25 protein-coding genes are annotated in these 24,501 nt (G+C 42.6%); 22 read left to right on the top strand and 3 right to left on the bottom strand.

Going from position 1 to position 24,501, the window contains the following annotated elements:
• Window positions 1–197: 197 nt before the first annotated feature.
• Both ACR42H_RS14145 and ACR42H_RS14140 read left to right on the top strand, forming a co-directional pair.
• Window positions 198–842 carry a DUF6944 family repetitive protein gene (locus tag ACR42H_RS14145; protein WP_436371290.1) on the top strand — a complete coding sequence of 215 codons (645 nt, stop codon included), beginning with the start codon at window positions 198–200 and terminating at the stop codon, window positions 840–842.
• 12 nt (window positions 843–854) lie between these two features.
• Window positions 855–1,442 carry a DUF6944 family repetitive protein gene (locus ACR42H_RS14140; protein WP_436371288.1) on the top strand — a complete coding sequence of 196 codons (588 nt, stop codon included), beginning with the start codon at window positions 855–857 and terminating at the stop codon, window positions 1,440–1,442.
• Between the two features lie 164 nt (window positions 1,443–1,606).
• Here ACR42H_RS14140 and ACR42H_RS14135 read toward each other — a convergent pair whose 3' ends face one another.
• From ACR42H_RS14135 to ACR42H_RS14125, 3 genes are read right to left on the bottom strand one after another with little or no spacing between them, the layout of a single operon-like run.
• Complete coding sequence (locus ACR42H_RS14135) at window positions 1,607–2,698, bottom strand: acetyl-CoA C-acyltransferase (protein ID WP_436376925.1); 1,092 nt, start codon at window positions 2,696–2,698, stop codon at window positions 1,607–1,609.
• Window positions 2,694–4,145 carry an AMP-binding protein gene (locus tag ACR42H_RS14130; RefSeq protein ID WP_436371286.1) on the bottom strand — a complete coding sequence of 484 codons (1,452 nt, stop codon included), beginning with the start codon at window positions 4,143–4,145 and terminating at the stop codon, window positions 2,694–2,696. The genes ACR42H_RS14135 and ACR42H_RS14130 overlap by 5 nt, the downstream gene beginning before the upstream one ends.
• Window positions 4,146–4,180: 35 nt before the next feature.
• Complete coding sequence (locus tag ACR42H_RS14125) at window positions 4,181–4,744, bottom strand: biotin transporter BioY (protein WP_113881181.1); 564 nt, start codon at window positions 4,742–4,744, stop codon at window positions 4,181–4,183.
• A gap of 238 nt (window positions 4,745–4,982) precedes the next feature.
• Here ACR42H_RS14125 and ACR42H_RS14120 point away from each other — a divergent pair, with 238 nt between their 5' ends.
• From ACR42H_RS14120 to ACR42H_RS14025, 20 genes are all read left to right on the top strand, one after another.
• Complete coding sequence (locus ACR42H_RS14120) at window positions 4,983–5,123, top strand: hypothetical protein (RefSeq protein WP_166672419.1); 141 nt, start codon at window positions 4,983–4,985, stop codon at window positions 5,121–5,123.
• A 217-nt stretch (window positions 5,124–5,340) separates the two neighbouring features.
• Entirely contained in the window at window positions 5,341–6,159 is an 819-nt protein-coding gene (locus tag ACR42H_RS14115; RefSeq protein WP_113881180.1) for an alpha/beta fold hydrolase, read from the top strand.
• A 76-nt stretch (window positions 6,160–6,235) separates the two neighbouring features.
• The gene (locus tag ACR42H_RS14110; RefSeq protein ID WP_436371283.1) at window positions 6,236–7,018 is read left to right on the top strand and encodes an IclR family transcriptional regulator; all 783 of its coding nucleotides are present in this window, start codon (window positions 6,236–6,238) and stop codon (window positions 7,016–7,018) included.
• 293 nt (window positions 7,019–7,311) lie between these two features.
• Window positions 7,312–8,589 (top strand): MFS transporter, encoded by a 1,278-nt coding sequence (locus tag ACR42H_RS14105; protein WP_436371281.1) that lies wholly within the window; start codon window positions 7,312–7,314, stop codon window positions 8,587–8,589.
• Between the two features lie 146 nt (window positions 8,590–8,735).
• On the top strand, window positions 8,736–9,272 hold the full coding sequence (locus ACR42H_RS14100; RefSeq protein WP_113881177.1) for a cupin domain-containing protein: 537 nt from the start codon (window positions 8,736–8,738) through the stop codon (window positions 9,270–9,272).
• A 152-nt stretch (window positions 9,273–9,424) separates the two neighbouring features.
• Window positions 9,425–10,339 carry a VOC family protein gene (locus tag ACR42H_RS14095; protein ID WP_436371279.1) on the top strand — a complete coding sequence of 305 codons (915 nt, stop codon included), beginning with the start codon at window positions 9,425–9,427 and terminating at the stop codon, window positions 10,337–10,339.
• Window positions 10,340–10,362: 23 nt separating this feature from the next.
• Entirely contained in the window at window positions 10,363–11,154 is a 792-nt protein-coding gene (locus ACR42H_RS14090; protein ID WP_436371277.1) for an SDR family oxidoreductase, read from the top strand.
• Between the two features lie 26 nt (window positions 11,155–11,180).
• Window positions 11,181–12,902: a thiamine pyrophosphate-binding protein gene (locus ACR42H_RS14085; RefSeq protein ID WP_113881234.1), complete on the top strand. Its 1,722-nt coding sequence runs from the start codon at window positions 11,181–11,183 to the stop codon at window positions 12,900–12,902.
• 14 nt (window positions 12,903–12,916) lie between these two features.
• Entirely contained in the window at window positions 12,917–14,362 is a 1,446-nt protein-coding gene (locus ACR42H_RS14080; protein WP_436371275.1) for an aldehyde dehydrogenase family protein, read from the top strand.
• A gap of 12 nt (window positions 14,363–14,374) precedes the next feature.
• Window positions 14,375–15,157 carry an aspartate dehydrogenase gene (gene nadX / locus ACR42H_RS14075; RefSeq protein ID WP_113881173.1) on the top strand — a complete coding sequence of 261 codons (783 nt, stop codon included), beginning with the start codon at window positions 14,375–14,377 and terminating at the stop codon, window positions 15,155–15,157.
• Window positions 15,158–15,249: 92 nt separating this feature from the next.
• Window positions 15,250–16,557 (top strand): aromatic ring-hydroxylating dioxygenase subunit alpha, encoded by a 1,308-nt coding sequence (locus tag ACR42H_RS14070; RefSeq protein ID WP_436371272.1) that lies wholly within the window; start codon window positions 15,250–15,252, stop codon window positions 16,555–16,557.
• Window positions 16,558–16,594: 37 nt separating this feature from the next.
• Window positions 16,595–17,104 (top strand): aromatic-ring-hydroxylating dioxygenase subunit beta, encoded by a 510-nt coding sequence (locus ACR42H_RS14065; protein ID WP_113881171.1) that lies wholly within the window; start codon window positions 16,595–16,597, stop codon window positions 17,102–17,104.
• A 15-nt stretch (window positions 17,105–17,119) separates the two neighbouring features.
• Complete coding sequence (locus tag ACR42H_RS14060; protein ID WP_113881170.1) at window positions 17,120–17,905, top strand: SDR family NAD(P)-dependent oxidoreductase; 786 nt, start codon at window positions 17,120–17,122, stop codon at window positions 17,903–17,905.
• A gap of 31 nt (window positions 17,906–17,936) precedes the next feature.
• On the top strand, window positions 17,937–18,899 hold the full coding sequence (locus ACR42H_RS14055; protein WP_436371270.1) for a VOC family protein: 963 nt from the start codon (window positions 17,937–17,939) through the stop codon (window positions 18,897–18,899).
• A 106-nt stretch (window positions 18,900–19,005) separates the two neighbouring features.
• On the top strand, window positions 19,006–19,332 hold the full coding sequence (locus ACR42H_RS14050; protein WP_113881168.1) for a hypothetical protein: 327 nt from the start codon (window positions 19,006–19,008) through the stop codon (window positions 19,330–19,332).
• Window positions 19,329–19,889 carry a hypothetical protein gene (locus ACR42H_RS14045; protein WP_113881167.1) on the top strand — a complete coding sequence of 187 codons (561 nt, stop codon included), beginning with the start codon at window positions 19,329–19,331 and terminating at the stop codon, window positions 19,887–19,889. Before ACR42H_RS14050 ends, ACR42H_RS14045 begins: the two co-directional genes overlap by 4 nt.
• Window positions 19,890–19,996: 107 nt before the next feature.
• A complete protein-coding gene (locus ACR42H_RS14040) occupies window positions 19,997–20,761 on the top strand; it encodes an alpha/beta hydrolase (RefSeq protein WP_113881166.1) in 765 nt (254 codons plus the stop codon).
• 37 nt (window positions 20,762–20,798) lie between these two features.
• Window positions 20,799–22,499 carry an ABC1 kinase family protein gene (locus ACR42H_RS14035; RefSeq protein ID WP_436371267.1) on the top strand — a complete coding sequence of 567 codons (1,701 nt, stop codon included), beginning with the start codon at window positions 20,799–20,801 and terminating at the stop codon, window positions 22,497–22,499.
• A 111-nt stretch (window positions 22,500–22,610) separates the two neighbouring features.
• Window positions 22,611–23,573: a bile acid:sodium symporter family protein gene (locus ACR42H_RS14030; RefSeq protein ID WP_436371265.1), complete on the top strand. Its 963-nt coding sequence runs from the start codon at window positions 22,611–22,613 to the stop codon at window positions 23,571–23,573.
• Between the two features lie 379 nt (window positions 23,574–23,952).
• A complete protein-coding gene (locus ACR42H_RS14025) occupies window positions 23,953–24,405 on the top strand; it encodes a S1 domain-containing RNA-binding protein (RefSeq protein WP_009334297.1) in 453 nt (150 codons plus the stop codon).
• Window positions 24,406–24,501: the final 96 nt, after the last annotated feature.

The following is a 24,501-nucleotide window of genomic DNA, read 5'->3' as shown; positions in this document are numbered from 1 at the left end:
GTAGCGAACACATGAAGAGCTATAGCATAAAACATGGCTGAGCCGGCCACCAAAGCACTTAGGTTCGCTGTTTATTGGATATCAAATCCCGGTTTTTATATTCGGACCCCGGAAATAGCTTTCGTCATTTCCGAAACTCCGTACCCCTTATTTATTTAATGAATATAATTTAACATACGCCAGCTAAGGAGTATGTTATGGACAATCAACTAAAAGAGATCGTCGGAGCCACTTTAGCTGCGATCGGAACGATCATTACTGCTATCTCAACCATACCCGCAAAGTCAAAAAAAATGGAAAAACTCTTTGATGGCCTTGATATAGTGGGAAACAGCCTCCAAGGAACAGGTAACGCTCTTGAGGCGGATGGGCAAAGCGGACCATCACTTGAAAAGGTCGGCAATGAGATACAGGCAATCGGAAACAGTATTGTTATTGCCGGATTAACTTTAGACTTAGAGGATGAAAATGAAGAGAAATTAGTGATTGCAGGAAACTGGCTTCAGGCTCTTGGCGGAGCGGCAGCACTTGGAGATGAATTTGAAGATCCAACTGCGGCGGGCCAGATTTTTAATATAAATGGCAATCTGCTTCAATCGATTGGCAATTCACTTCAGGCATATGGAGGCACGATAAATCTCAAGGAAAAAGAGAGGGGTGGATCAGAAGAAAGTGCGAATAATATTATAGCAGTTGGAAGCTGGATTCAGGCAGTCGGATCTGTCTTATCCCTAATCGGCACGATTCAGGAGGAGAATCAGGAGATTTCTTCTGAGAGCAGTGAAGAAAACAATGAACCTGACTCAAAATCTTCTGTATGGCTAAATGAAGAACTTCTTTAGAGAGGGGTAATCATGTATCTAGAAGGAGATGATCTATTAACTATCGGAGCTTATTTTTTGGTTGCGGGTACATTTATTTCAGCAATTGGTGAAACTATGAAGCCAGATCAAAATAATATCAGCAAAAAATTAATCCGGGACGGAAACGGAGTCCAGGCGGTTGGCAATAGCCTGCAGGGATTTGGAAGAATAAGCGCAGCTGAAGGGAATGAAGAAGCAGCAAATTTATATGGAATAATTGGGAGCTTTACGCAGGCAGGCGGCAATTCCATCAACACTGCCGCAAACAATATCGAAATTCAAAATCCATCAGTTTCTGTGTCAGGCTTTAATTCACTGGGCAGTACCATTCAATCGATGGGTGCAGCATTGGAAGCTGCGGGAGTTGCAAACGTAGAAAACAATATGCTCAGCAATCTCGAAACTCTGGGTTACTCATTAATTTCCGTATCGGCCATCCTCGACGCTGTAGGAATTCTTATAGAAGATGAAGAGAGCATACAAAAAAGACTGATTCTGGCTGCAGGGGGATGGCTGGAATTTATAGGTGCCTCTCTTGGCGCTTATGTAATAATCCAGGCACCTGAGGAAACAGTATGATTTCGCATTAATAGAGAAAATAAATGGTTATCATGATGATATCAGTTGATATATGTCGAATATCGATATGCTAGCAGGTGCTATCTTTGTGCGAATGTGTCGAATTTGCGGTGAATGTATGAAAAACCTGGAATAAACCTACTCCAGGCAAACTTACACTTTTATTATACCCCTTCAAACAAAACGGCAACTCCGACGCCTCCTCCGCTTCCAATGGCAGCTAATACATATTTGGAAGGAGGTCTTCTTTGGACTTCATAAAATAATTTTGTAATCATCACAGCACCTGAAGCTCCATAAGGGTGGCCAATCGTTAGAGCACCCCCATTAACATTCAGTTTTTCATATGGGATGGAAAGCTCATTGGCGCATGCTGCGATTTTTGAAGCGAATGCTTCATTAATTTCGATTAAATCAATATCGTCGATTGTTAAATAATTTCTTTCCAGGATAGCTTGTATGGCTGGGACTGGCGCAGATCCCGGATAGTTGGGGTGTACACCAGCTACTGCACTATCGGCAAAACGCAGAATGGGCCTGTATCCATTTTTTTCTGCTGTTTCTTCCTCCATTAGCAGCACAGCAGATGCTCCATCATGGATACCGCAGCTATTGGCTGCTGTTACAGTGCCATCCTTTTTAAATGTAGGCTTTGCACGTTTAAGGAGAGTCTCCATTTTTCTTTTTCTAAAAAACTCTTCATCATGCAGATGGCTTCCAATTGGGATCATTTCTTCGGCCAGCACTCCCTTTTCAAAAGCTTTCCAGCTCCGTTCATAGCTCAATTGTGCATATGTATCCTGACTTTCCCTTGAAATGTTGTATTTCTCGGCTACATTTTCCGCTGCTGCACCCATATCGGGGTCTCCGATTTGGTCCGGGGAGAAGCGGGCTCTTTTGGAAAAGGGGGAGGTGCTGGCACTTTCCGTACCACCCGCTATATAACAAGTCCCGGCACCTCCCTGGATGTAATAGCATGCCAATCGAATGGCTTCAAGACCCGCACTGCATTGCCTGTCCAGGGTTAGGCCCGGAACAGAAAGAGGAAGTCCAGCTTCCAATGCTGACAAGCGGGCGACATTCCCGCCAGGTCCTACGACATTGCCCAAAATGACGTCATCAATTTTTTCTTCCATACCTTCAGCCAGATATTTCAGAAGCGGGGCAGCAAGTTCATGAGGCTCATAGTCCTTAAGCATCCCATTTACTTTTCCAATAGGTGTTCTTTTTGCCTGTACAATCACTGCTTTCTTAATGGCTAATCACCTTTCTTTCGATGGCTTCCTTCAGCTGGGCACGGGCAATTTTTCCGCCGGCTGTGTAGGGCATTTCTTCTGTGAAAATCCATCTGCGCGGAACCTTATAAGAGGCTAAATGTTTTTTACATAGGCGCTTTAACTCAAGTGCATCTGTTTTGCCTTTGATGACTGCAGCTGCAATTTGCCCCCAATATTGATCCTCCAGTCCAATCACAGCAGCCTCCTCGACATCCGGGTGCAAACTGATTACTTTTTCAATTTCTTCAGGAAAGATATTAATAGCTCCATATAATATCATGTTTTTTTCACGGCCGCTGATGTATAAATATCCTTTATCATCAACATAGCCCATATCATCAACGGTGGCCCATCCATCCTGATCCTGTATGGACTGGATTGTTTCATTTGAAAGGTATCCATCGAAAATAAGTTCGCTTCTGACAAATATTTTGCCAATTTCATAAGGAGCGAGCTTCTTGCCTTCTGTTCCTCTAATTTCGATTTCAACACCATAGCAGGGCTTTCCGACTGATCCTGCTATATTTTCATCCGCAAGAAATGTTACATAGCTCAATTCACTGGCTCCATAGAATTCAATCATTGAGAGCTGGTGGAATATTTTGCTGATTTCCAGCTTCGAAGTTTCATCCCATTTCGCACCTGAGGAAAAGATTTTTATCGGTTTCTCTATGATTCTTTTTTCTTTTAAAATAGCTGAAACCATCGTCGGAACTGTATAAAGTGTGCTGATGGGCTGGTCCTCGATACATGAGAGAACCTGGGGTGCACTGAATTTTTCGAGCAGGTGAACTGTTCCGCCCGTACAAAGCGTACTTACAGCTCCATACAAAAAGTGAGAGTGGATAAGTGCGCCTGGAATTAAGACGTTTTCCTGCTTATCCATTTTGAAATCATGCTGATTAACCTTAAAGCTGGCCGCCCAGGATCTATGGGAACGGATAAAGGCTTTAGGGCTGCCGGTCGTGCCTGAAGTAAATCCCATATAAAACGGGCTGTTAGTTTCTGAATCGATGTGAAACGAAGCGCTCTGACGGCGAATTTCCTCCAGGGCATCCTCCCAGATAAGCACGAAAGGGTGCAGGCGGGCAATCTGATCATAGTATTCTTTACCTGTGATCACGATAGAAGGGTTGGATATTTCGATCCGCTGGCTAAGTTCTTCGGCCTTCCATTTTAAGTCAAAAGGTACAGCAGTCCATCCAGCCATGGAGGCACCTGTGAATAATTGCAGAAAAGGAATTCCATTTGGCAGCAGGATTGCTGCAGATTTATTGGTTACAGATAAAGAATTAAGCCAGTTAGCAGTTTTGCAGAGATGAGAGCTCCATTCTTTATAGTTTAAAGTTTGGCTTTTCGAAATGATTGCTGCTTTATATGGAGAATCATCGGCTATTTTTTTTATATTTGCTGTGATATTTGTCAACGGGTTGTTCCTCTCCTTATGGAAAAGGAGACACCTTATAGTGTCTCCAGAGATTTAGAAAATTGCTTATTTATAATCGGATGCTTGAGCAGTCTGAATACCAGGAATGATGCGAGAGTCGCTTTCAATACATCTCCCGGGATATAAACCAGACTTAATTTGATAGCTTCTGCTAGAGGTATATTCATCATAAAGGCCTGTACCGGAATTCCAAAAAGATAGATAAGGAATATGCCGACAGTCAGGTTTATGAGCAGGATATTCTTTAATTTTAACGTTTTGAAGCGTGAGAGTAAATACCCGATAAAAAATGCTGTAAGCGGATAGGAAATCAAATACCCTGCACTAGGCCCGAAGAATACACCAATGCCGCCGCGGCCTCCTGATAATAATGGTGCACCCGCAGCAACCAACAGTAAAAACACTGCCATGCTGATTCCGCCAAGTCTGGCGCCTAAAATACCGCCGGCCAAAAGGACACCAAGTGTCTGCAGGGTAATCGGAACGGGTGTAAAAGATAGCATGATTGGGGGAACAAGACCAAGTGCTCCCATTACTGCAGCAAATAAAGCCACATAAGTCATCTCTTTAACTTTCATAATACCTCTCCAATTCAGATTAATAGGTTAACTGTTTTCATTTTATGGTTAACATAAAAGTTTGTCAACCTGAAAAAAACGAAGTTTACAATTGAGAGAAAGTCAGTTGGTGTAATGCTTGTAAGTCCACCAGTTTATGTTTACTGAATAGCTGCAGCTATTAAATATTAATGTTTATTTTATCTAAAATAAATCAAACTAAGCGGGTATCAAAATATTTTATAGGGGGTTATTTAAAGTGTCCAGAAAAAACAATACACCATCTGATCAAGTTGACCAAAAGGAATTATTGGACGATAAAGTGAAAGATGCCAGAAAAAACAACTTTGAAGAGGACCACGTACGCAGGGTTACATCAAATGGTGCACAAGGTCAATAAGTAACACTTAAAAGCCGAGTTGCAAAATTAAAAACCCGTTCTTATGATCGGGTTTTTATTATTGGTTCAGGAAACGTGTTAACCAAAGGCTGGGGCAATGATATAAGAGATAAGATATTTTTTGACTATTCAGTTGACTATTCCAGAATATGATTTATGATAAGGATAACCGAAACGATGTTTTACTTACAAAACAAACATGTGTGGAGGTTATAAAATGCCATTTATTGATGTGAATGATTTAACGATTCATTATGAAATAGAAGGAAATGGTGAGCCGCTTGTTATTCTTCATGGGCTGGGCAACAATTCACAATCCTGGAAAAAGCAGCTGGAAGGGCTGAGTAAGGAATTTACTGTTATCGCCTGGGATGCGCCAGGCTATGGCAAGAGCTCTGATCCTAGGGAGGAATTTACACAATTCAGCCAATTTGCTGATGTTTTAAAGGGCTTTATTGACGGTTTGCATTATAAAACTGTTAATCTTTTAGGTCATTCAATGGGTTCAGCCATTGCTCTTGATTTCTGCAGCCGTTATCCTGGAATGGTGACCAGACTGATTATTGCCGATGCCACCCGTGGTGCCGCGGGGCAGAGTCATGAAGAAAACGAAAGAAAGCTGAAGAATCGCTTACATAATATTAACACAATGGATCCAAAGGAATTGGCCCAATTAAGGGTCAAAGAACTTCTTGCGCCAAACCCGGATCCAGAAGTTAAGAAGGAAGCAATACGAATCATGTCCCAGGTGAGGCCGATGGGCTATCGCTCTGTGGCCTTCTCACTTTCAAATTTAAATCAAATGGATATTTTACCTTCCATTCTTGTTCCTGTCCTTGTTATTTGCGGGGCATTGGATAAGGTGACTCCTGTAAGCGAATCAGAAATTTTCCATCAGTATATCCCTAATACAATTCTAAAAACCATTCCGAAAACAGGGCATTTATGCTATCAGGAGAATCCGGACTATTTTAATGCCCTTATTTTGAATTTTCTGCAGGGAGCATACAAAAAAGAAGAATTAGCAGAAAGGTAGTCATAGAGAAATATTTCCTTTTTCTATCCTGGTTTTGTTAATATGTTAGTAAAAATGTAAACAGGGGGTGACTTGTATGGCAAAAGAGGAGAAAGAGCGGTATAATGCCAATGCTCTTGTTAGGGGATTGGAAATCTTAAAGCTCTTTAATGAAGAGCGTCCAACTCTGTCACTGGTTGAAATTGCAAAAGAATTGAATGTTAGCCGAACAGTCCCGTATCGATTATTGTATACTCTCCAGTCGCTTGGTTATCTTGACCAGGACGAAAACTCAAAAAGATATAGTTTAACGCCCCAGGTACTAGAATTGGGCTTTTCCTACTTAAGTACGCTAAAACTTCCGGAAATTGCCCAGCCTTATTTGGAAACATTAAGAGATGAAACAGGGGCTTCCTGCCATTTATCTATTCTGGATGGAAATGAAGTGGTGTATGTTGGCAGTGCTCCTGTCAGAGGGGTATCTGCTATTAATGTCAATATCGGACTGAGGCTTCCAGCTCATGCAACAGCAAATGGAAAATTGCTGCTTGCCTATCAGCCGCAGGAAAAGCTGAAACAGCTTTTTTATGAATCCGAATTGAAGCCGTATACGGATCGGACAAAAACATCTCTGGCTGATTTTCAAAATGAAATTGAAATAATCAGGGAAAATGGATACTCCATTACAAAAGGAGAACTTCACCATGGTATTCAATCAGTAGCCGCACCAATATTCGATAAAACTGGCAGTATTATGGCTGCTATTAATGTTGTAGCAACAGAGACAACATTCCATGATGAGTTTATTGAACAAGTAGCGCTTCCTAAAGTGCTTGAGATTTCAAAAAAGTTATCAGGCTATATGGGATATCATCTATAAGAATAGAATTATGGTTAAAAAGCTTGCAGCTGCTGCAAGCTTTTTTGTTTTGTATATAAAACATTTTTTAGTAAATAAAACAAATTGAAATTTCTTATTGACTCAATTTTCGAAAAACTTTACACTATTGATAAGTGGTAAACATTGTTTTGTATATAAAACAAAAAAATCACTGAAAGGAGGGCAAAAAATACCACCCAAAAAAAATTTTTTTATGAAGTATAATATTTGAGAATCGAACGTAATTGAAAGCGGTTGCAAAAATGAATATGTTTCTTGAAAGGGGATCACAAATGCTGAAAGGGAACAAAAGATGGCTCTATATTGCAGTGCCTATATTCTTTTTCTGGTTTTTTGGACAAATTGATAAACTGGGAATCTCGGTTATTCAAACGGATCCTGGCTTCCTAAGTGATCTGGGGCTAACAGGGGCAGACAAAAATGCCAAAATTGGCTTAATAACATTTATCTTTACAATTTCTTACGCCGTTTCAAATATATTTTGGGGCTTTGTTATTGATAAAGCAGGTCCGCGGAAAACGGCAGTATTCGGGCTGTTCATTTGGACTGCGACTATGATTGCAGGCGGTTTGGCATCTTCTTATGAGATGTTTTTAATCAGCAGGGTAATTCTTGGATTTGGTGAAGGGATGATGATTCCTGTTTGCGGAAAATTCATTTCAAATTGGTTTAACCAGCGGGAACTTGGCCGGGCACAATCAACCTGGCTCGCGGGCAATTATTTCGGACCTGCCTGTGGAGCTGTTATTTTGACTTTAGTGCTTGCTACTTTCCATTGGGAAGCTGCGTTTTTCTTCCTGGCTGCTTTTAATCTATTTATTGTTATTCCAATGTTTTGGTTCCTTACTAGGGATACACCTGAAGAACATTATGCAATTGATAAGGAAGAGCTTGCGTATATCCGCAAGTCTGATGGCACTGAAAAACCCAAGAAAAGCTTTGCACAGGACTACCGCTATTGGATCGTCTGGTTTGGCATGTTAATGTCATCGTTTTTGTTTTTCGGAATCAGCATTTGGCTCCCTACTTATCTCGTTGAGGCGAAAAGTTTCTCAAGAGAAGCAATGACGGGGATTACCTCATTATCCTGGCTATTTGCTCTGGGCTTTGTATTATCCTGCGGATTTTTGGCAGACAAAACAAGACGTCCAAGCTTGCTGGCCACGATTCTGTTCAGTTTAACGGCAGTCTTCTTAACGGCAGCTATTTTTGCACCACATCCGGTTCTGGCTGGTATTTGTATGGGACTTGCAATGGGAACTCAAGGCGGGGTCTTTCATTTAAGCAATTTATTTATCGTAAAATTTTCGACCCCGGAAACAGCAGGGCGTGCTGCAGGTCTTATGGGATTCACAAATATTTTAGGCGGTTTTTCAAGCTATATCATGGGATGGATGAGAGACCTTGCAGGCGGGGATTTTGGCCCATCTATCGTTATGCTTATTATTGCAGCAAGCTTAGGCTTTATCGCATATATATTCACAATCAAAAAAGAGGCAGCGGAACTTCGGATGGAGCAATTTCCTCCAAATAGAAAGGTAATTGTGTAAAAGTTTTATATTTGAAACGAAGTTTTAATAATTTAATTTTTCTCAATATTTTTAATTGACATATTAAATATTGGGATTTATTATTATCCTGTAAGTAAAACATTGTTTTATATATAAAACATTAAAAGGATTAGGAGTGATATTAAATGTCAGCAGAAAAATTTGATGTGCAAGCTTTCGAAAAAAAATATGTAGCACGGCTGGAAGACCGGTCACTGGACTGGAATGTTCTTAAATTTCAAGAAGAAATTGATCCAAAATACAAAAGGGCGCAAATGAGATATATTGGCCGCGGAGCTACAGCGAATAATGATTCAAATGTAATTGCAGCGGAACATTTTACACTCAGCACGATGGTGCTTCCAGCTGGATGTGTTGGACCTCTGCATCTTCACGATGATGTGGAAGAAGTATTTTTTATTCTTAAAGGGAGTGTAAAGGCTCTTATTCAGGAACAAGGCAAGGATGAAGTTCATGAAATTCGTTTAAATGAGCGTGACTGCATCAGTTCTCCTCCGGGAGTGTACCGCGGAATTCATAATGATGGCGATGAAGAAGCGTTAATGCTGGTAATGCTTGGAGCAGTAAAACCAAATCTTCCTACATATCCGAAAGGGAGTGCTCTTGAAGAGCTGCGCATTCAGCGTGCGAAAGAGAGAGAAGCTATCATCAACGGAAAATAATAGTTTCTGAAAAACTTGGATTCTAATGAATACAACCGGGATGGTCCGCTAATTTAACTCTGCCGGGTCTTCCCGGTTCCTTTAATAAAAAATGTTTCCTCGGCAGCCAATGATCGGAGGATTGTAAATCTATTATTTTGGAGGTGCATGGGATGTTAGGTATAACTCACTTGAGGCATATAAGTCTCATTACTCCAGTTCTTGAGGAGCAGGCTGAGTTTTACGAGAAAATTTGGGGTCTTGATAAGGTATCCGAAGATGGGGATTCTGTCAATTTCAGGGGTGCTGGTTCAGAGAATCATATTTTAAATTTGAAGCGGGGAGAGAAAGCAGGGCTTCACCATATTGCATTTGGAATGGTTGATAAGAACGCTGTTGACAGGGCTGCGGAGATTCTCGCTTCCAAAGGTATCCCGATTATTTCACCACCGGGCTATTTAAATGAAGAAGGCAAAGGGTACGGCCTTCGCTTTGCTGATCCGGAAAACCGCTGCATTGAACTTTCAGCATGGGTGGAAATGCACACGACAATTTGGAATAAGAAGACTGTTGATCCGGTCAAGCTGAATCATGTGGTCATGAATACGGCAGACCTGGATATGATTACAGACTTTTATACAAATATATTAGGATTCAAGGTTACTGATTGGAGTGAACACCAAATGTCTTTCCTGCGCTGCAACAGGAAGCATCACTCAATTGCCTTCAATCAGGACCAGCATGCATCTGTCAATCATATTGCCTATGAGGTAGACACAGTGGACGAAGTCATGCGGGGGATTTCAAACGTCAGAAAAGCAGGTTATCAGGAGCTTTGGGGGCCTGGACGCCATGGACCGGGAAATAACATATTCTGTTACTTTCAGGATCCTGCCAAATTTGTCATGGAATACACTTGTTATCTAGAAACCATTGAAGATGAGGAAGAATGGGTGGCTCGAGTATGGAAAAGGGTTCCACACCTGATGGATCAATGGGGAATAGCCGGTCCTCCCAAACCGGAAGCACGTGCAGCGATGGGCGGAAAGCCTGATCCAGGCTGGGTTAACGTGAATGCATTAACCTAAAGATATTTGAAAGGGGTATGGTGATGGACTTTGGTTTAAAAGGAAAAACAGCAGTCATAATGGGCGGGACTTCGGGAGTTGGCCTCAAAACAGCAGAAATGTTCCTTCAGGAAGGTGCCAATGTGGCGGTATGCGGCAGAAATGCAGAGAGGAAGGATAAAGCCTTTGACCATTTATTGCTATACGGATCCAGGGAGTCAATCCTTGCTGCCTCTTGTGATGTAACAAATAAAGAGGATGTTATTCGTTTTGTCGATTCGGCAGCATCCCGATTTCAGGGAATTGATATTTTAGTTAATGCAGCCGGACAAAGTGTTATGGGCCATTTCTTCGATATTACAGACGAGCAATGGCAGGAACAGATTCAATTAAAATATTTTGCCATTATCCACGCGGTACGTGCTGTTCATCCTTATTTAGTGAAGCGCGGAGGCGGAAGGATCATCAATATTAATGCAACGCTTGCAAAGGAGCCTGAAAGACATATGGTTGCCACAGCCGCAACAAGGGCAGGTCTTTTAAACTTAAGTAAAACGCTTTCCCAAGAGCTTGCATCAGACAATATCCTGGTCAACTCCGTAAGTCTTGGCCTAATCCGTACCGACCAGTGGGAACGCAGACGATTGAAAAATGCACCTGATATGGATCCCGAAGAATATTACAAAGATCTTGCAGCAAAGCGGGAGATTCCGCTGGGCAGGGTTGGAGAAGCAGAAGAAGTAGCCAGTGTCATTCTCTTTTTAGCCTCAAAGCAGGCAAGTTATGTTTCAGGATCAACCATTGAAACAGCTGGAGCGCTGGGGAAAGCGCTTTAATTTCAAGCAAAGGCAGGAATGTAATGATGAGCCAACAGGAACAATTGGAAATTGCACCGGTAAACGCAAATGAGCAAATGGAATTTACTGCAGCAGATGCAGTTGTGAAGGAACTCGTCCGGGCTGGTGTTGAGGTGGCTTTTGGGATTGTAAGCATTCATAATATGCCGATTTATGATGCCATCCTCCGTGATGGAAGTATACATCTGGTATGCTCGCGCGGGGAGAGCGGTGCGGCAAATATGGCAGATGGGTATGCCCGTGCGACAGGAAAATTGGGGGTGGTCATTACCAGTACGGGAACTGGCTCAGGAAACGCAGCTGGTTCACTGATTGAATCATGGGCAGCCGGCGTTCCGGTCCTTCATTTAACAGGTGAGGTTGCATCCCCCTATCTGGGAACTGGCAGAGGCTATATTCACGAGTGTAAAGACCAGCTGTCTATTATGGAGGGCTCGTGCAAAAAAGCAATGCGGCTACGAAGGCCTGAACAGGCAGCAGCGGTTATCAGGCAAGCGATTAAGGAAGCTGCTGCAGCCCCATCAGGGCCTGTTTCAGTTGAAATCCCGATCGATTATCAATCTGCGATTATTCCGGATTATTCATTGGAAGAAGTGATGGTTTCAGTTCAGGGAAACAGCACATTAACGTATCTTCCAAAAGAGGCGATAACCAAAATCAGCCAAGCCCGCCGCCCGGTTATTTGGGCAGGAGGGGGCGTCATTAGCGCCGGGGCTGCTAAAGAAGTGCAGGAGCTTGCGGAAAGGATCGGGGCCGCCGTTATTACGAGCCAATCAGGGAAGGGCAGCATTCCGGAGGATCATCCTCAATGTATTGGCCACTTTGCCTCCTTTGAATTAACAAAAGATTTAGTGAAGAAATCCGATCTCCTGATTAGCATTGGAGTCAGATTTAGAGGGAATGAGACCTCCAACTGGAAAATAGAAGTTCCTGAAAATCATATCAGCATTGATGCTGATCTGCAGGCAATGAACAGAAATTATGCCGCCGCCATTGGGCTGGCAGGCGATGCTAAGCTTATTTTGAGTAAACTAAATGAAGATTTGGCTAAGGAAGCATCAGCTCCTTCCTCTGAATATTTGGAAGAAGTGCTTTCAGTAAGGAAAGAACTGCGTCTTCAGTTGAGAGCAACGCTTGGACCCTATGAAAAAATAGCTGATTCTATGCGGAATATGCTCCCGCGGGATACTGTATTGGTGCGTGACGTTACGGTACAGGCAAATGTCTGGGGCAGCCGATTATTTGAAATATACGAACCGCGTACATCCATTCATGCTTCAGGAGGAGGGATTGGGCAAGGTTTGCCGACTGCAATCGGAGCCCAAATGGGATGTAAGGATAGACAAGTTGTTTTATTAGCTGGAGATGGCGGCTTCATGGTTAATGTGGGTGAAATGGCTACTGCTGTACAGGAAAATCTTCCGTTAATCGTCATCCTGTTTGATGATGCAGGATATGGTGTTCTCCGAAATATTCAGGATGCCGCCTATGGACGTCAGGTAGCGGTTGATTTAGTTAGCCCTGATTTCGTTTTGCTGGCTCAGTCCATGGGATTTGCATCAGCGCAAATCGGTTCTCCGGAAGAATTCGCGTCCGAGCTGGATAAGGCAATGAACAGGAGAAAACCCTCCATGATCGTAGTGGATATGGAAGCAGTCGGGCCAATGGCGAAACCATTTGGAGGGCCCCCTGGTGCGGCCGAGGCTTTCAAACCGAAAAAGTTGTAAGGGAGTGATTTGTGGTGATTTCGACCTATCCATTTGTTTCAGGAAAATATTTAATAGCTGGAGATTGGATCCAGGCAGAAAATACAGCCCCTGTTCTTAATCCGGCTGATCATCAGGAAGTTGTGGGCGAAGTGGCTTTGTGTACAGAAGAACAGGTTGAATTAGCCATTTCTGCTGCAGCAAAGGCTTTTGGAACCTGGTCTGGAAGTGAGATTGAGGACCGGGCAAACCGGATGAAGCTGGCTGCAGACGAGATTAAAGCAAGTGTCGAAGAGAACGTTACTTTGCTGATTCGAGAAAATGGAAAAGTATTGGTGGAAGCGAAAAAAGACCTTTTGCGCTGTGTCGATATAATGAAGGAAGCTGCCGAGGAACTGCTGGAATGGTGGAAACCTGAATCCATTCCCGGATCCCAGAAGGTCCAAATCCGCAAGCGTCCACGTGGGGTAACGGCGGTAATCTCTCCATGGAACTCACCGATGATCCTTACGTTTAAGCGGGTGATCCCGGCTGTTCTTGCCGGAAACACAGTCGTTGTAAAGCCGGCGACGAGCTGTCCGCTGACGATCATGTCTTTCCTCAAGACAGTAGCTTCTTATTTCCCTGAAGGAGTCATTAATGTTGTAACTGGTTCAGGAGGGGTTATTGGCAACAAGCTTTGCTCTGATCCGCGTATCCGAACCATTGCATTTGTCGGCAGTACTGAGACGGGGAAAGAAATTATGCGAGCTGCTTCAGGCACAGTTAAAAATGTCTACATGGAGCTTGGCGGGAATGATGCGGCTATTATTCTCGAAGATGCCAATCTGGAAGAAAGCGCTATTAAGCGCCTGCGTTTCGGTGTTCTTCGGGCAGCAGGCCAGGTGTGCTCAGCCATAAAAAGGATCTATGTCCATGAATCAAGATACGGGGAGCTGGTAGAAAAGCTTAGAAAAGAATTTCAGCATATTAAGGTTGGAAACGGCATTCAGCCTGATGCTGAGATGGGGCCATTGAACAATAGGTCTCAGTACGAATATGTGAATGGCCTGATCGAACGCGCCAGAAAATCCGGAGCCACAGTCCTCACAGGAGGGATTCAGCATGATCCAGAGTCCTGGGATAAAGGCTATTACATACTGCCAACAATCATTACAGATGTTGATCAAAGTAGTGAAATTGTTCATGCAGAACAATTTGGACCGGTAATTCCGATTCTCACATTTGAAAATAATGAAGAAGCAATCAGCCTTGCAAATGACAGTGAATTTGGTTTAAGGGCTTCTGTTTGGACAGAAGATGAATCCAAAGCAATTGAATTTGCAGACCGGTTAGAGGCCGGTGCCGTTTTCCATAATAACCATACCGTTTTTCAGGATCTCCATCTGGACTTCCCGGGACTAAAGGAAAGCGGACTTTCACGTGAAACGCGGCATTGCGGCCTGGAGTTTTTTGCAGATTCCTATGGTTTTGCCAATTAGGGGGATACCGATATGAAATTAGCCTTAATAGGAGGCGGGAATATAGGCAGGTTCCTTCTCCAAAGCATTAATAAAGACTGCTTAATACCAAATGCGAAAATTATTGGCCTTCATACTCGCCGCCAGGAACAGGCAAAGGAACTATCTCGGGAATTTCATGCGGAAATCTTTGCAGACGTGGAATCCCTTTTAAAATCCGAGGCCGACCTGGTTATTGAAGCCGCAACTGTTGAAGCTGTAGAAGAGTATGCTGCCTCCATTTTGCTGTCTGGTAAAGATCTGGTCGTAAGCAGTGTTGGAGCATTGGCAGACCAGGAATTTTATCATTGTCTTGAAGAAATTTGCGTTTTAAATAATACGAAAATTCATTTGCCATCAGGGGCAATCGGCGGATTGGATGTTCTAAAAGCAGCTAAAGCGATTGGTGAGCTGGATTCTGTCGCCATTATCACCAGGAAGCCTCCTCAGGCACTTCCTGGTGCCCCGCTTGATGGGGAAAAGGTGCTTTTTGAGGGATCTGCCGCCGAAGCCATTAAATTATTCCCTAAGAATATCAATGTTTCCATTATCTTGTCTCTCGCGGGATTAGGTGCCGAGAATACCGGAGTTAAAATCATATCCGACCCAGCAGTAAGGAAAAATAGCCATACGATTGAGGCAGCAGGTTCTTTCGGAAAGCTATCGCTTCAAGTAGAAAATGACCCGATGCCTAATAATCCAAAGACAAGCTACCTGGCAGCTCTAAGCATCCTGGCTTCATTGAAGAATAGGGATGAAATAATCCGGGTTGGTTGAGATGAGTTTGGTGCTATAGCAGGAAGAGAATAGTTTATTCTTTTCCTCGCTCCTTGGAGAAGCTTATTTTAAGACGAAGGGGGAATTTACATATGATTAAAACGACAACTAAGAATTTAGAAGAAATGACCCAAAAAGAAACAATCGGCTACTTAAACGAAACAGTCCAGCCTGAGGCTGGATCCATTCCTGCTTTTATCCTCGCAGATCCTAAGATTTACGATATTGAGCATAAAAAGGTGTTTATGAAAACCTGGCTTTTTATTGGCCATGAATCAGAAATCCCAAATAAAAATGATTATATGTTAAGAGATTTAGCAGGGTACTCGATTATTATTACAAGAGATTCAGAGAATGAAATCCGCGGCTTTTACAATATGTGCACACACCGCGGTATGAAATTATGCCGTGCTGACAAAGGCAATAAATCCTCATTTGTATGTCCTTATCATGGATTTAATTTTAAAAACAATGGTGATCTTATTGGAGTACCTCTGCAGAAGGATATTTATGGAACTGACCTGGATAAGTCCAAATTGGGGCTGCACAAAATAAGGATTGAATCGTATAAAGGCCTTATTTTTGGAACCTGGAATGAAGAAGCCGAGTCTCTTTCAGATTTTCTGGGAGATTTCAAATGGTATTTGGACATTTTAGCCGGACGTGCTGAAATGGAAGTCCTCGGCCCTCCGCAAAGATTTATCATCCATTCAAACTGGAAGGTAGGAGCAGATAACTTTGTCGGCGATTCCTACCACACAATGGTCACGCATGGATCCATTGCAAAATTGGGCATGGTGCCCAGTGCAACCTATTCCAAAAAGGGATACCAAATTCACACAATGAACGGGCATGGTTTAAATCTGGGCACTCCTAATCCTGACTTCGCTTTCCCTGAGGAGCTAAAATCGGAATATCAATCCAATTTAACAAATAAACAATATGATGTGCTGGCCAATTTGAAAAATATGATCGGAAACATCTTTCCAAACCTGAGCTTCCTCATTTCGCATACAAAAGTGAAAGGGCAGCTGATTTCGAATACAACCGTTCGGATGTGGAGGCCAATTGGGCCTGATAAAATGGAAGTGATCGCCTGGTTCCTGGTAGAGAAAAATGCTGCAGACGACTGGAAAAAACGTTCAAGGGATTCCTTCATTTTAACGTTCAGCCCTTCAGGCATTTTTGAGCAGGATGATACGGAAGTTTTTACTGACATAACCGCTGCCGCATCAGGTCCAATGCCTGTTATGAAAGAACTTGTCTACAATTATACGATGGGCATGCACCGGGAACCGGTCAGCGATTTCACCGGTCCGGGTGTTGTCTACGATGATAAGTTTACTGAAGCAAACCAAAGGAACTTCTACCGCTACTGGCTTGATCTCATGAACGAGTAAATAAACTGGAACGATGCCTGAAATGGGGGAATACGGAATGAGTTTAGAGAAAATGCTCGCAACCTATGAATTTGAACAATGGCTCTACAAAGAAGCTGAGCTGCTTGATCATATTGATTTTGATGGCTGGTTTAGCCTTATGCATCCATCCCTGATTTATCAAATGCCTGTACGTGTCAATAAGGAAGGCACCGAAAGGCCAGATTATGCGGAAGATATGTTCTCTTTTAATGATGATATAGATTTGCTTAGCCTGAGAGTTGAACGGTTGAAAACGGATTATGCTTGGGCGGAAATTCCGCCTTCCCGCACCCGCCGCTATGTAAGCAATGTGAAACTGGCAGACTATGTCCCTAATGAAAAAGCATCAGTAAATAGTTATCTTCTAATCTATCGCAGTCGCAGTACAGACATCCATCATGACCTGATCTCAGGGGAGCGCCGTGATGAATTTCTATATGAAGATGGCGTCTGGAAATTGTCCAAAAGGGTTTTCATTGTCGATCAGACTACACTCAATACCAGAAATCTTGCTATTTTTGTTTAAGGAGGAACATCAAGTATGGAACTGCTTAGCGGAAAATCAGTCTATTTGACCGGGGGCGCTTCAGGCATTGGCAAGGCTGTTACAGAGACTTTTATACAGGAAGGAGCCTTTGTAACTGTGCTGGATAAGTCAGCAGCTGGCCTCGGGCAATTGAAGCAGGAATTCGGGGATCGTGTTCTATGCATAGAAGGCGACGTTACTGTATATGAGGATCATGTTCACGCCGTTGAAGCTGCTGTGGAAGCAACGGGAAAACTGGATGTGTTCGTGGCCAATGCCGGAGTATTTGATGGATTTGCCAAATTTAGTGAAGTAACACCAGAGGCCATGTCTGATGCCTATGACCTGTTATTTACTATTAATGTCAAAGGCTATTTTAATGGTGCAAAAGCTTCTGCGGAAGAATTAAAAAAAACGAATGGAAATATGATTTTCACGGTTTCCGGAGCAGGCTTTTACCCGGACGGGGGCGGAGTCTGGTATACAGCAAGCAAGCACGCGCAAATCGGCTTAATGCGCCAGCTTGCCTTTGAATTAGCCCCGGATATCAGGGTAAACGCAGTTGGCCCCGGCGGCACATTGACGGCACTCAATGTCATTGGCCCCCTTAAGCCGTTTGTGAAAGCAGTCGATCCGGATACGAAAGCGAAAAGCATTAAATCCCGGAATCCCCTTCGCATAGCCATGACCAGTGAAGATCATGTAGGAGCGTATCTGCTGCTTGCTTCTGATCAATCCCGTGCCATTACAGGCGAAGTAATTTCGAGTGATGGAGGACTTGCTGTACGGGGATTATCCTGAAGGAGAAGCGTCATTTAGAAGGAGTGTTTTTATGGCTGAAAGCAAAACCACTAAAGCGCCATTAGCAGGAAATCAGGCAATAAACCAGCTGGCATTTGTTGTCCGGGATATTGAAGAGGCATGTGAGGCTTTTTCAAGTTTACTGGGAGTTCCCAAACCTGAGTGGTTTTTAACAGGTGATCAGGAAGTATCAAAGGTAATTTACCGTGGAAAGCCTACTGCATCAATAAGCAAATTAGCTTTTCTAAATACGCCAACTGTTCAATTTGAACTGATTGAACCAAATGAAGAACCAGGCACGATGCGGGAGTTTTTGGATCGGGCTGGAGAAGGCATACACCATATTGCCTTTGATGTGGAATCCATCAGAGAACGAATGCCGTTTTTTGAGGAGAGCGGGTATTCAACACTGCAAAGTGGAGAATTTACATCCAGTGAAGGCAGATATGTTTATGCAGATACCTTGGAAGACTGCAAAATATTGGTTGAACTCCTGGAAAGCTCTGTGGCGAGAAATACTGCAGCTGCCCCTGAGTCACTAAGACCTTTGCTTGGAACAAATAAAGTCGAACAGCTGGCAATCGTGGTAAAAGATCTGGATTTAGCTGCCGATGCTTACTGTAAGCTTCTCGGTGCCGATAAGCCACCCATTATACAATCAGGCCCAAGTGAAACGACACAGGTCATGTTCAGAGGTCAGCCCACAGAAGCTAAATCAAAATATATGTTCATCAATACACCCTTCATTCAAATTGAATTAATCGAACCAGGTGATTCACCAAGTACTTGGCAGGAACATCTGGAGAAATATGGGGAAGGTGTCCATCATATTTCGTTCGTTGTCGATAACCTGGATGAAAAAATCAGATTGCTGGAAGGAATGGGATATCCAGTCATACAAACTGGCAATTTTTTTAATGGGAAAGGCAAATACGCCTATATGGACACAACCTCAACGTTCAAAGTGATTATCGAATTACTAGAGAGGTATTAAATAATATCCGAACGGCTGCACATAAAGTGCAGCCGTTTTTTTAAGGTGGCTTCAATAGCTGATTAATTGTAAAATAATACTATTATAGAAATTATTAGGGGGATATATGTACACTTACGAATCTTTTGTAACAGATGGAGCCTTTACACTATTGAGGCCAGTGATTTCCAGTTTCCTATTAATAACTGTCGTTCTATTCATTCTTGTATGGCTTCCTAAAGTCATGCAGGGTTTCTTGAACGGATTTACGGTTATGGCAATTACAATGATTTCAATCATAGTATCTGGCCAGGTACTATTTTTTGAAGCCATTCTTGCTGATGAGTTAGGGCTGGGAGGAGGAAGCGGATTTTGGATGTTCCTTGTCATTGTCATTCTGGGAATCGTGAGCCCTATTATTTATTTCATAAGACATAGGGAGGCGGGATCGTGACTACTTCTGAAATTAAGAAACTAAGAATCAGGCAGCTCCTGTTCTTAAATGGCAACCTCCTTTTTTTCTTAACCGCTACGTACATTTTACAAAGTTTCATAGATATTACATTTTCACAAATGTTTATTTTCCTTGGCATGATAACTCTGATTCAATCCATTCTGGGATGGGCAAAACGTAATTCCACCAAATCTATTTTTCCTGTTATCGAAAAAGTTGCCATCTATGAAAAAGAAAAAATGGGCAATGAATGGAGTAAGCAGCGCACAGTGGGGAGTATTTGGACTTTGCTTGTCAGCAGCATACTATTTTTCAATGCTTACTTTCATTTTGATTCCGGTGAAATTCTGAGTATTGAGCCGGTATTTTTATTTTTTCTGACAATCGCGATTCTAGTCCTGACCAATATCAGTATGGTCATTCACTCCAGAAAGGTGGATGGTGCTCAATCACTTGCAGACTTCAAAGGGTACACTCGAAACTCTAATGTAAGGGCTATTATCTTTGGTGTATGTTACGTCTTCCTTATCTTTGTATTAATACTTTCTTTAGTCTAACCGCTCCAAATATGATTTGGACGGTCTTTTTTGTTTAAATACAAGTTGACAGGTCGGAATAGTTGGTTATATAATGTGATTAATGAATTCTGAGGGAGGAACAGATTATGAATGAACGTTATCCTGTTTTGGACGGTGCAGAATCCTTCTACTATGAAGGGAATGAGATCGGGATTCTGATCACACATGGTTTTCTTGGAACTCCCCAGAGCGTCCGGTTTTTGGGGGAGTCATTTGCCAAGCTTGGCTATACCGTCTTTGCTCCAAGGCTTAGAGGCCACGGCACACATTATAAAGATATGGAAAAAACCTCTCATGAGGATTGGTTTGCTGAAGCTGAAAAGGGTTATCAATTTCTAAAAGACAGATGCACATCTGTTTATGCTGCAGGTCAATCGATGGGTGGTGCATTGACACTTTGGCTGGCTAATAAATATCCTGAAATTGCAGGTATTGTGTTAATAAATGCCGCTCTTCGGGTTCCGTCTTATGAATATTTAAAGGGGAAAACAAATCCCAGGTACATTGATGAAGGTGCACCTGATATAAAAAAAGAGGATGTAGAGGAAATTACGTACGGGAAGGTTCCGGTCCCCTCCATCTTCGAATTGCAGAAGATCATGGAAAGAACACCAGACTTACTTCCATTCATTAAAACACCTGTATTAGGCTTTAAGTCGATAGAAGATCATGTTGTACCTGCAGAGTGTACAGATTTTATTTTGAAGAAGATTGGCTCAGCTAAAAAGAAAGCTATATCGCTTTATAACTCCTATCATGTGGCATCCATGGACCATGATAAAGAGAAGATTGTTGACATAACTCATCAGTATATTCAGCAGCATCAAGCAGGCAGCTTGTCCTTAGTGTAAGGACAGGCTGTTTTTTATGTTATGAAACTTTTTTAACATGATACCGTATAAAAAGAAAAGGCTATTCAGCCTGTATTGCAGAATCAGACAGTATACTTTACTTGGGAAGAAGAGGATGGAAATGAAGGCGAGAAGCAAATGGCTCCGCATGTACAAAATAATATCTTTGGCACTTTTCATTATATTTCAAATTTACTGGTATAAATGGACCCGCAAATCAGAAGCAGAATGGGGCAATTTATGGTCTGGCATCGGGAAAAGACTCCGGACAACACTTTTTGAATTGGAAGGACTCCTGATTAAGATTGGTCAGTTCATCAGTATTCGTTCTGATTTGCTTCCAAATGCTTTCATCAAGGAGCTGCAAGACCTGACCGATAAGGTACCGCCATCGGAATGGCGTGAAATCAAGAGGATTTTAAACGAAGAGTGGGGCAGCGAGGTCTCTAAAAAGGTGGTAGCGATTGAAAAAGAAGCCATAGCATCAGCTTCGATTGGAGAGGTATATAAAGGCGCTCTGGAGGACGGCTCAATTGTCGCTATTAAAGTGCAGCGTCCAGATATTCAATCAATCGTACATACAGACTTCCGGACCCTAAGGATTCTTGTCTGGTTTGCGGATCGGTTTGTCCCTATTCCTAAGGGATTCATTAATTTAAATGTCCTATTTCAGGAGTTAAAGCAGGTTATTGAGCGGGAGCTTGACTTTACAAAGGAAAAGAATACCCTGCTTTATTTTAAGGAGCGATTTAAAGATAGTGAGATGGTTAAAATTCCCGGCGTGCATCAGGAGCTTTGCACCTCAAAAGTGCTTGTCATGGAATGGGTGGAGGGAACAAGGCTCAATGATTCAGCAGCGATTGAAAAGCTTGAGATATCCCGTCAGGATCTGGCACGCCGTTTGATGAAGATCTTCCTGCCGCAATGGCTGGAACCTGGGATGTTTCATGCGGATCCTCATCCAGGAAATGTGCTGTTTACAAGGGAGGGGCGGATTATTCTTCTCGATTTCGGCATGGCCGGTGAAATTTCAAAAAAAGATGCAGTCTCTTTTCAGAATTTAATTGAATCCATTCTGGCTAAAAACTACAGTAAAGCAGTCGAATGTCTGTCACAGCTGGGATTTTTGCTGCCGGAAGCTAATGCTGGAACAATGGAGAAGCTGCTGTCAGAATGGATGGGATTTGACCTTTCCCAGGTAAAGGATATGGATTTAGTGGCTCTTAAGCTTGAACTAAATGATCTGATCGCTGCTCTTCCGATCCAGGTGCCAACCCGCTTTGTTTTTCTGGGCAGGTCATTTATGACAATAGAAGGGATTGTTCGCCATCTGGCACCAGAAGATGATCTTATTGGCCTTGGCAAACCAGTTTTTACAGAGTGGCTAAGCTCTCAGGGGAATAAATGGTCATTTATTTGGAGCATTATTCAATCCCAGCCGCTCTTTAAAATTTTTCATTCAGCAGCGGAATTCCTGGAAACACCGCGTAAATTGGAAAAAATGAAAGAGGCCGGGCAAAGAAGGGAGTTTCAGTTTACGATCTATGAAAATCGGAAAAAGCAGCTTTTTCAGTTATTCATGCTAGGTTTAACTGGGTCAGGCTTTGGCATTTATTTAGAAGAAATGCTGATCATGCAGTTATCCGCAGGCATCGCAGCCATTGCGCTTGCAGGGTTTGGAGTGAACAGCTGGAGACTGGGAAAATGGCTGAAATATATGCCGGAGAAACGGAGATAATCAAAAGAGCCGTTTTTTGGCTCTTTTTCATTATTTTGATATATAACCAGCCAGTTTATGATAAAATAATTAGTTAGGTAAACAATTATTCGGAAAAGGAGAGTACTCAGTGTGCTAATTCAAATCAATAAACAGCTGGAGAAAATGATGCCATTGATTACTCCAATAAGCGTGGTTCTAGGTGTTATGCTCGCTGGTTATATCAAGGACCTTGCCTTTATCATCCCTTGGGTTTTTGCGTTTATGACGTTTTCAGGCAGTCTGAACTCCAGCTTTAGCAGTTTAAAAGAAATCGTTCATCATCCAAAGCCGCTTTTCCTCATTTTGTTTTTGCTTCATATTTTGATGCCTCTCTTTGCATGGAGCACCGGTAAACTTGCGTTCGGTGATGATTCATTAACCATTACCGGGCTGGTATTGGCTATGGCCATTCCCACCGGCATATCGAGCTTCATCTGGGTTTCCATTTATCGCGGCAATATTCCGCTGACATTGTCCATCATTCTGGTTGATACCTTTCTGTCACCATTTATTGTACCGCTGACATTGTCGGTATTTTTCCAGAAGTCTGTACAGATCGATGCTGTGCCGATGATGGCTGGATTATTTGGCATGATTGTTCTGCCTTCTTTTCTTGGCATGCTTTTCAATCAATTTGCAGAAAAAAGCGCTGCAGCCTTAAGCAGCCGTCTCTCTCCTTTTTCTAAGCTTGGAATGGCCATTGTGGTTATGCTGAATGGAGCAGTCGTCGCCCCGTATCTGAAGGAGGTAAATCTTAAATTGGTCCTCATCGGGCTTGCTGTATTTTGTGTGGCGTTTATGGGCTATCTTATCTCTTTCATCATCGCCAATTTACTGAAATACGATCAGGGCACGACTGTGGCTGTTACGTTTAATGGCGGGATGAGGAATATCAGCGTAGGCTCTGTCCTGGCAGTCACATACTTTCCCGCTCCTGTTGCTGTTCCTGTAGTCATCGGCATGCTCTTTCAGCAGGTATTGGCATCCCTGTATGGGATTATAATGAAGCGTCATTTCAGCAGGAAGGTTCTTCAGGAAGGTCATACTATGTAGGGTTTAAGCTCCTGTTTCAGGAGCTTTTTGTTTGCCATTAAAGGTGCAATTAAGTATTTGTCTAAATTAACCTTCCGCACATAAAATCTAGCTATCCGCACATAAAAAAGCGTTATGTGCACATAAAAATTTTTATCTGCACATAAAAACGCTGCATCTGCACATAAAAATTTTTTTCTATATAAAAGAGTGCCATCCGCATAGAAAATGAGTTAATTTACAGGTATAATAAGCAATTAAATATTTAAATTTGAACAAAAAATATGATTTATTCTTAATTTTAACGGGTAGAATATCGTGAGGATATCGCCGGCGTTGAAATTATCTTAAAAAAAAGTTATAATAAGACGTTGTTAACACTACCGAGGGGGAAGTTTTTTTGTCAATCGAAATTGGAAGTAAGGTACAAGGAAAAGTAACAGGTATTACAAATTTCGGAGCTTTCGTCGAGCTGCCAGGCGGTACGACAGGTCTTGTTCACATTAGTGAGGTAGCTGACAGCTATGTTAAAGATGTGAATGAGCATTTAAAAGTTGGCGATGAGGTAACTGTTAAAGTGCTTAGTGAGAAGGAAGGCAAAATTGCCCTATCCATCAAAAAAGCGGTGGACAGACCGGAAGGCCAATCTTCTTATTCTCAGCGCCCGCCGCGCCAGGGAAGAGATGATCGCCGCGGCGGTTCCAGAGATTTCCGTTCTAAAGGAAACTTTAAGCCGAAGGAAAGCTTTGAAGACAAAATGGCAAAATTCTTAAAATCAAGTGAAGAAAATATTTCTTCATTAAAGCGCAATACTGAAGGTAAGCGGGGCGGCCGAGGCGGACGCCGTGGATAAGCAGCCCTTTAGATAGAGTGAAACTTCAATCAGCGGGTGGTTTCCCCGCTGATTGTTAAGTGAGGCCCAAAGGAAAAGGAACTCTTCGTCAGCATT

The sequence above is a fragment of the Cytobacillus sp. BC1816 genome (assembly GCF_051353635.1).
Taxonomy (GTDB): domain Bacteria; phylum Bacillota; class Bacilli; order Bacillales; family Cytobacillaceae; genus Cytobacillus; species Cytobacillus oceanisediminis_C.
The sequence above is the reverse complement of the archived record's forward strand: the minus strand, read 5'-3'. Positions and strand labels throughout refer to the sequence as shown.

What these genes read in the sequence shown, in the direction of transcription:
- ACR42H_RS14145 (WP_436371290.1), top strand. Translation starts at nt 198, where the DNA reads ATGGACAATCAACTAAAAGAGATCGTCGGAGCCACTTTAGCTGCGATC.
- ACR42H_RS14140 (WP_436371288.1), top strand. Translation starts at nt 855, where the DNA reads ATGTATCTAGAAGGAGATGATCTATTAACTATCGGAGCTTATTTTTTG.
- ACR42H_RS14125 (WP_113881181.1), bottom strand. Translation starts at nt 4,744, where the DNA reads ATGAAAGTTAAAGAGATGACTTATGTGGCTTTATTTGCTGCAGTAATG.
- ACR42H_RS14115 (WP_113881180.1), top strand. Translation starts at nt 5,341, where the DNA reads ATGCCATTTATTGATGTGAATGATTTAACGATTCATTATGAAATAGAA.
- ACR42H_RS14110 (WP_436371283.1), top strand. Translation starts at nt 6,236, where the DNA reads ATGGCAAAAGAGGAGAAAGAGCGGTATAATGCCAATGCTCTTGTTAGG.
- ACR42H_RS14105 (WP_436371281.1), top strand. Translation starts at nt 7,312, where the DNA reads ATGCTGAAAGGGAACAAAAGATGGCTCTATATTGCAGTGCCTATATTC.
- ACR42H_RS14100 (WP_113881177.1), top strand. Translation starts at nt 8,736, where the DNA reads ATGTCAGCAGAAAAATTTGATGTGCAAGCTTTCGAAAAAAAATATGTA.
- ACR42H_RS14095 (WP_436371279.1), top strand. Translation starts at nt 9,425, where the DNA reads ATGTTAGGTATAACTCACTTGAGGCATATAAGTCTCATTACTCCAGTT.
- ACR42H_RS14090 (WP_436371277.1), top strand. Translation starts at nt 10,363, where the DNA reads ATGGACTTTGGTTTAAAAGGAAAAACAGCAGTCATAATGGGCGGGACT.
- ACR42H_RS14085 (WP_113881234.1), top strand. Translation starts at nt 11,181, where the DNA reads ATGAGCCAACAGGAACAATTGGAAATTGCACCGGTAAACGCAAATGAG.
- nadX (WP_113881173.1), top strand. Translation starts at nt 14,375, where the DNA reads ATGAAATTAGCCTTAATAGGAGGCGGGAATATAGGCAGGTTCCTTCTC.
- ACR42H_RS14070 (WP_436371272.1), top strand. Translation starts at nt 15,250, where the DNA reads ATGATTAAAACGACAACTAAGAATTTAGAAGAAATGACCCAAAAAGAA.
- ACR42H_RS14065 (WP_113881171.1), top strand. Translation starts at nt 16,595, where the DNA reads ATGAGTTTAGAGAAAATGCTCGCAACCTATGAATTTGAACAATGGCTC.
- ACR42H_RS14060 (WP_113881170.1), top strand. Translation starts at nt 17,120, where the DNA reads ATGGAACTGCTTAGCGGAAAATCAGTCTATTTGACCGGGGGCGCTTCA.
- ACR42H_RS14055 (WP_436371270.1), top strand. Translation starts at nt 17,937, where the DNA reads ATGGCTGAAAGCAAAACCACTAAAGCGCCATTAGCAGGAAATCAGGCA.
- ACR42H_RS14050 (WP_113881168.1), top strand. Translation starts at nt 19,006, where the DNA reads ATGTACACTTACGAATCTTTTGTAACAGATGGAGCCTTTACACTATTG.
- ACR42H_RS14040 (WP_113881166.1), top strand. Translation starts at nt 19,997, where the DNA reads ATGAATGAACGTTATCCTGTTTTGGACGGTGCAGAATCCTTCTACTAT.
- ACR42H_RS14035 (WP_436371267.1), top strand. Translation starts at nt 20,799, where the DNA reads ATGATACCGTATAAAAAGAAAAGGCTATTCAGCCTGTATTGCAGAATC.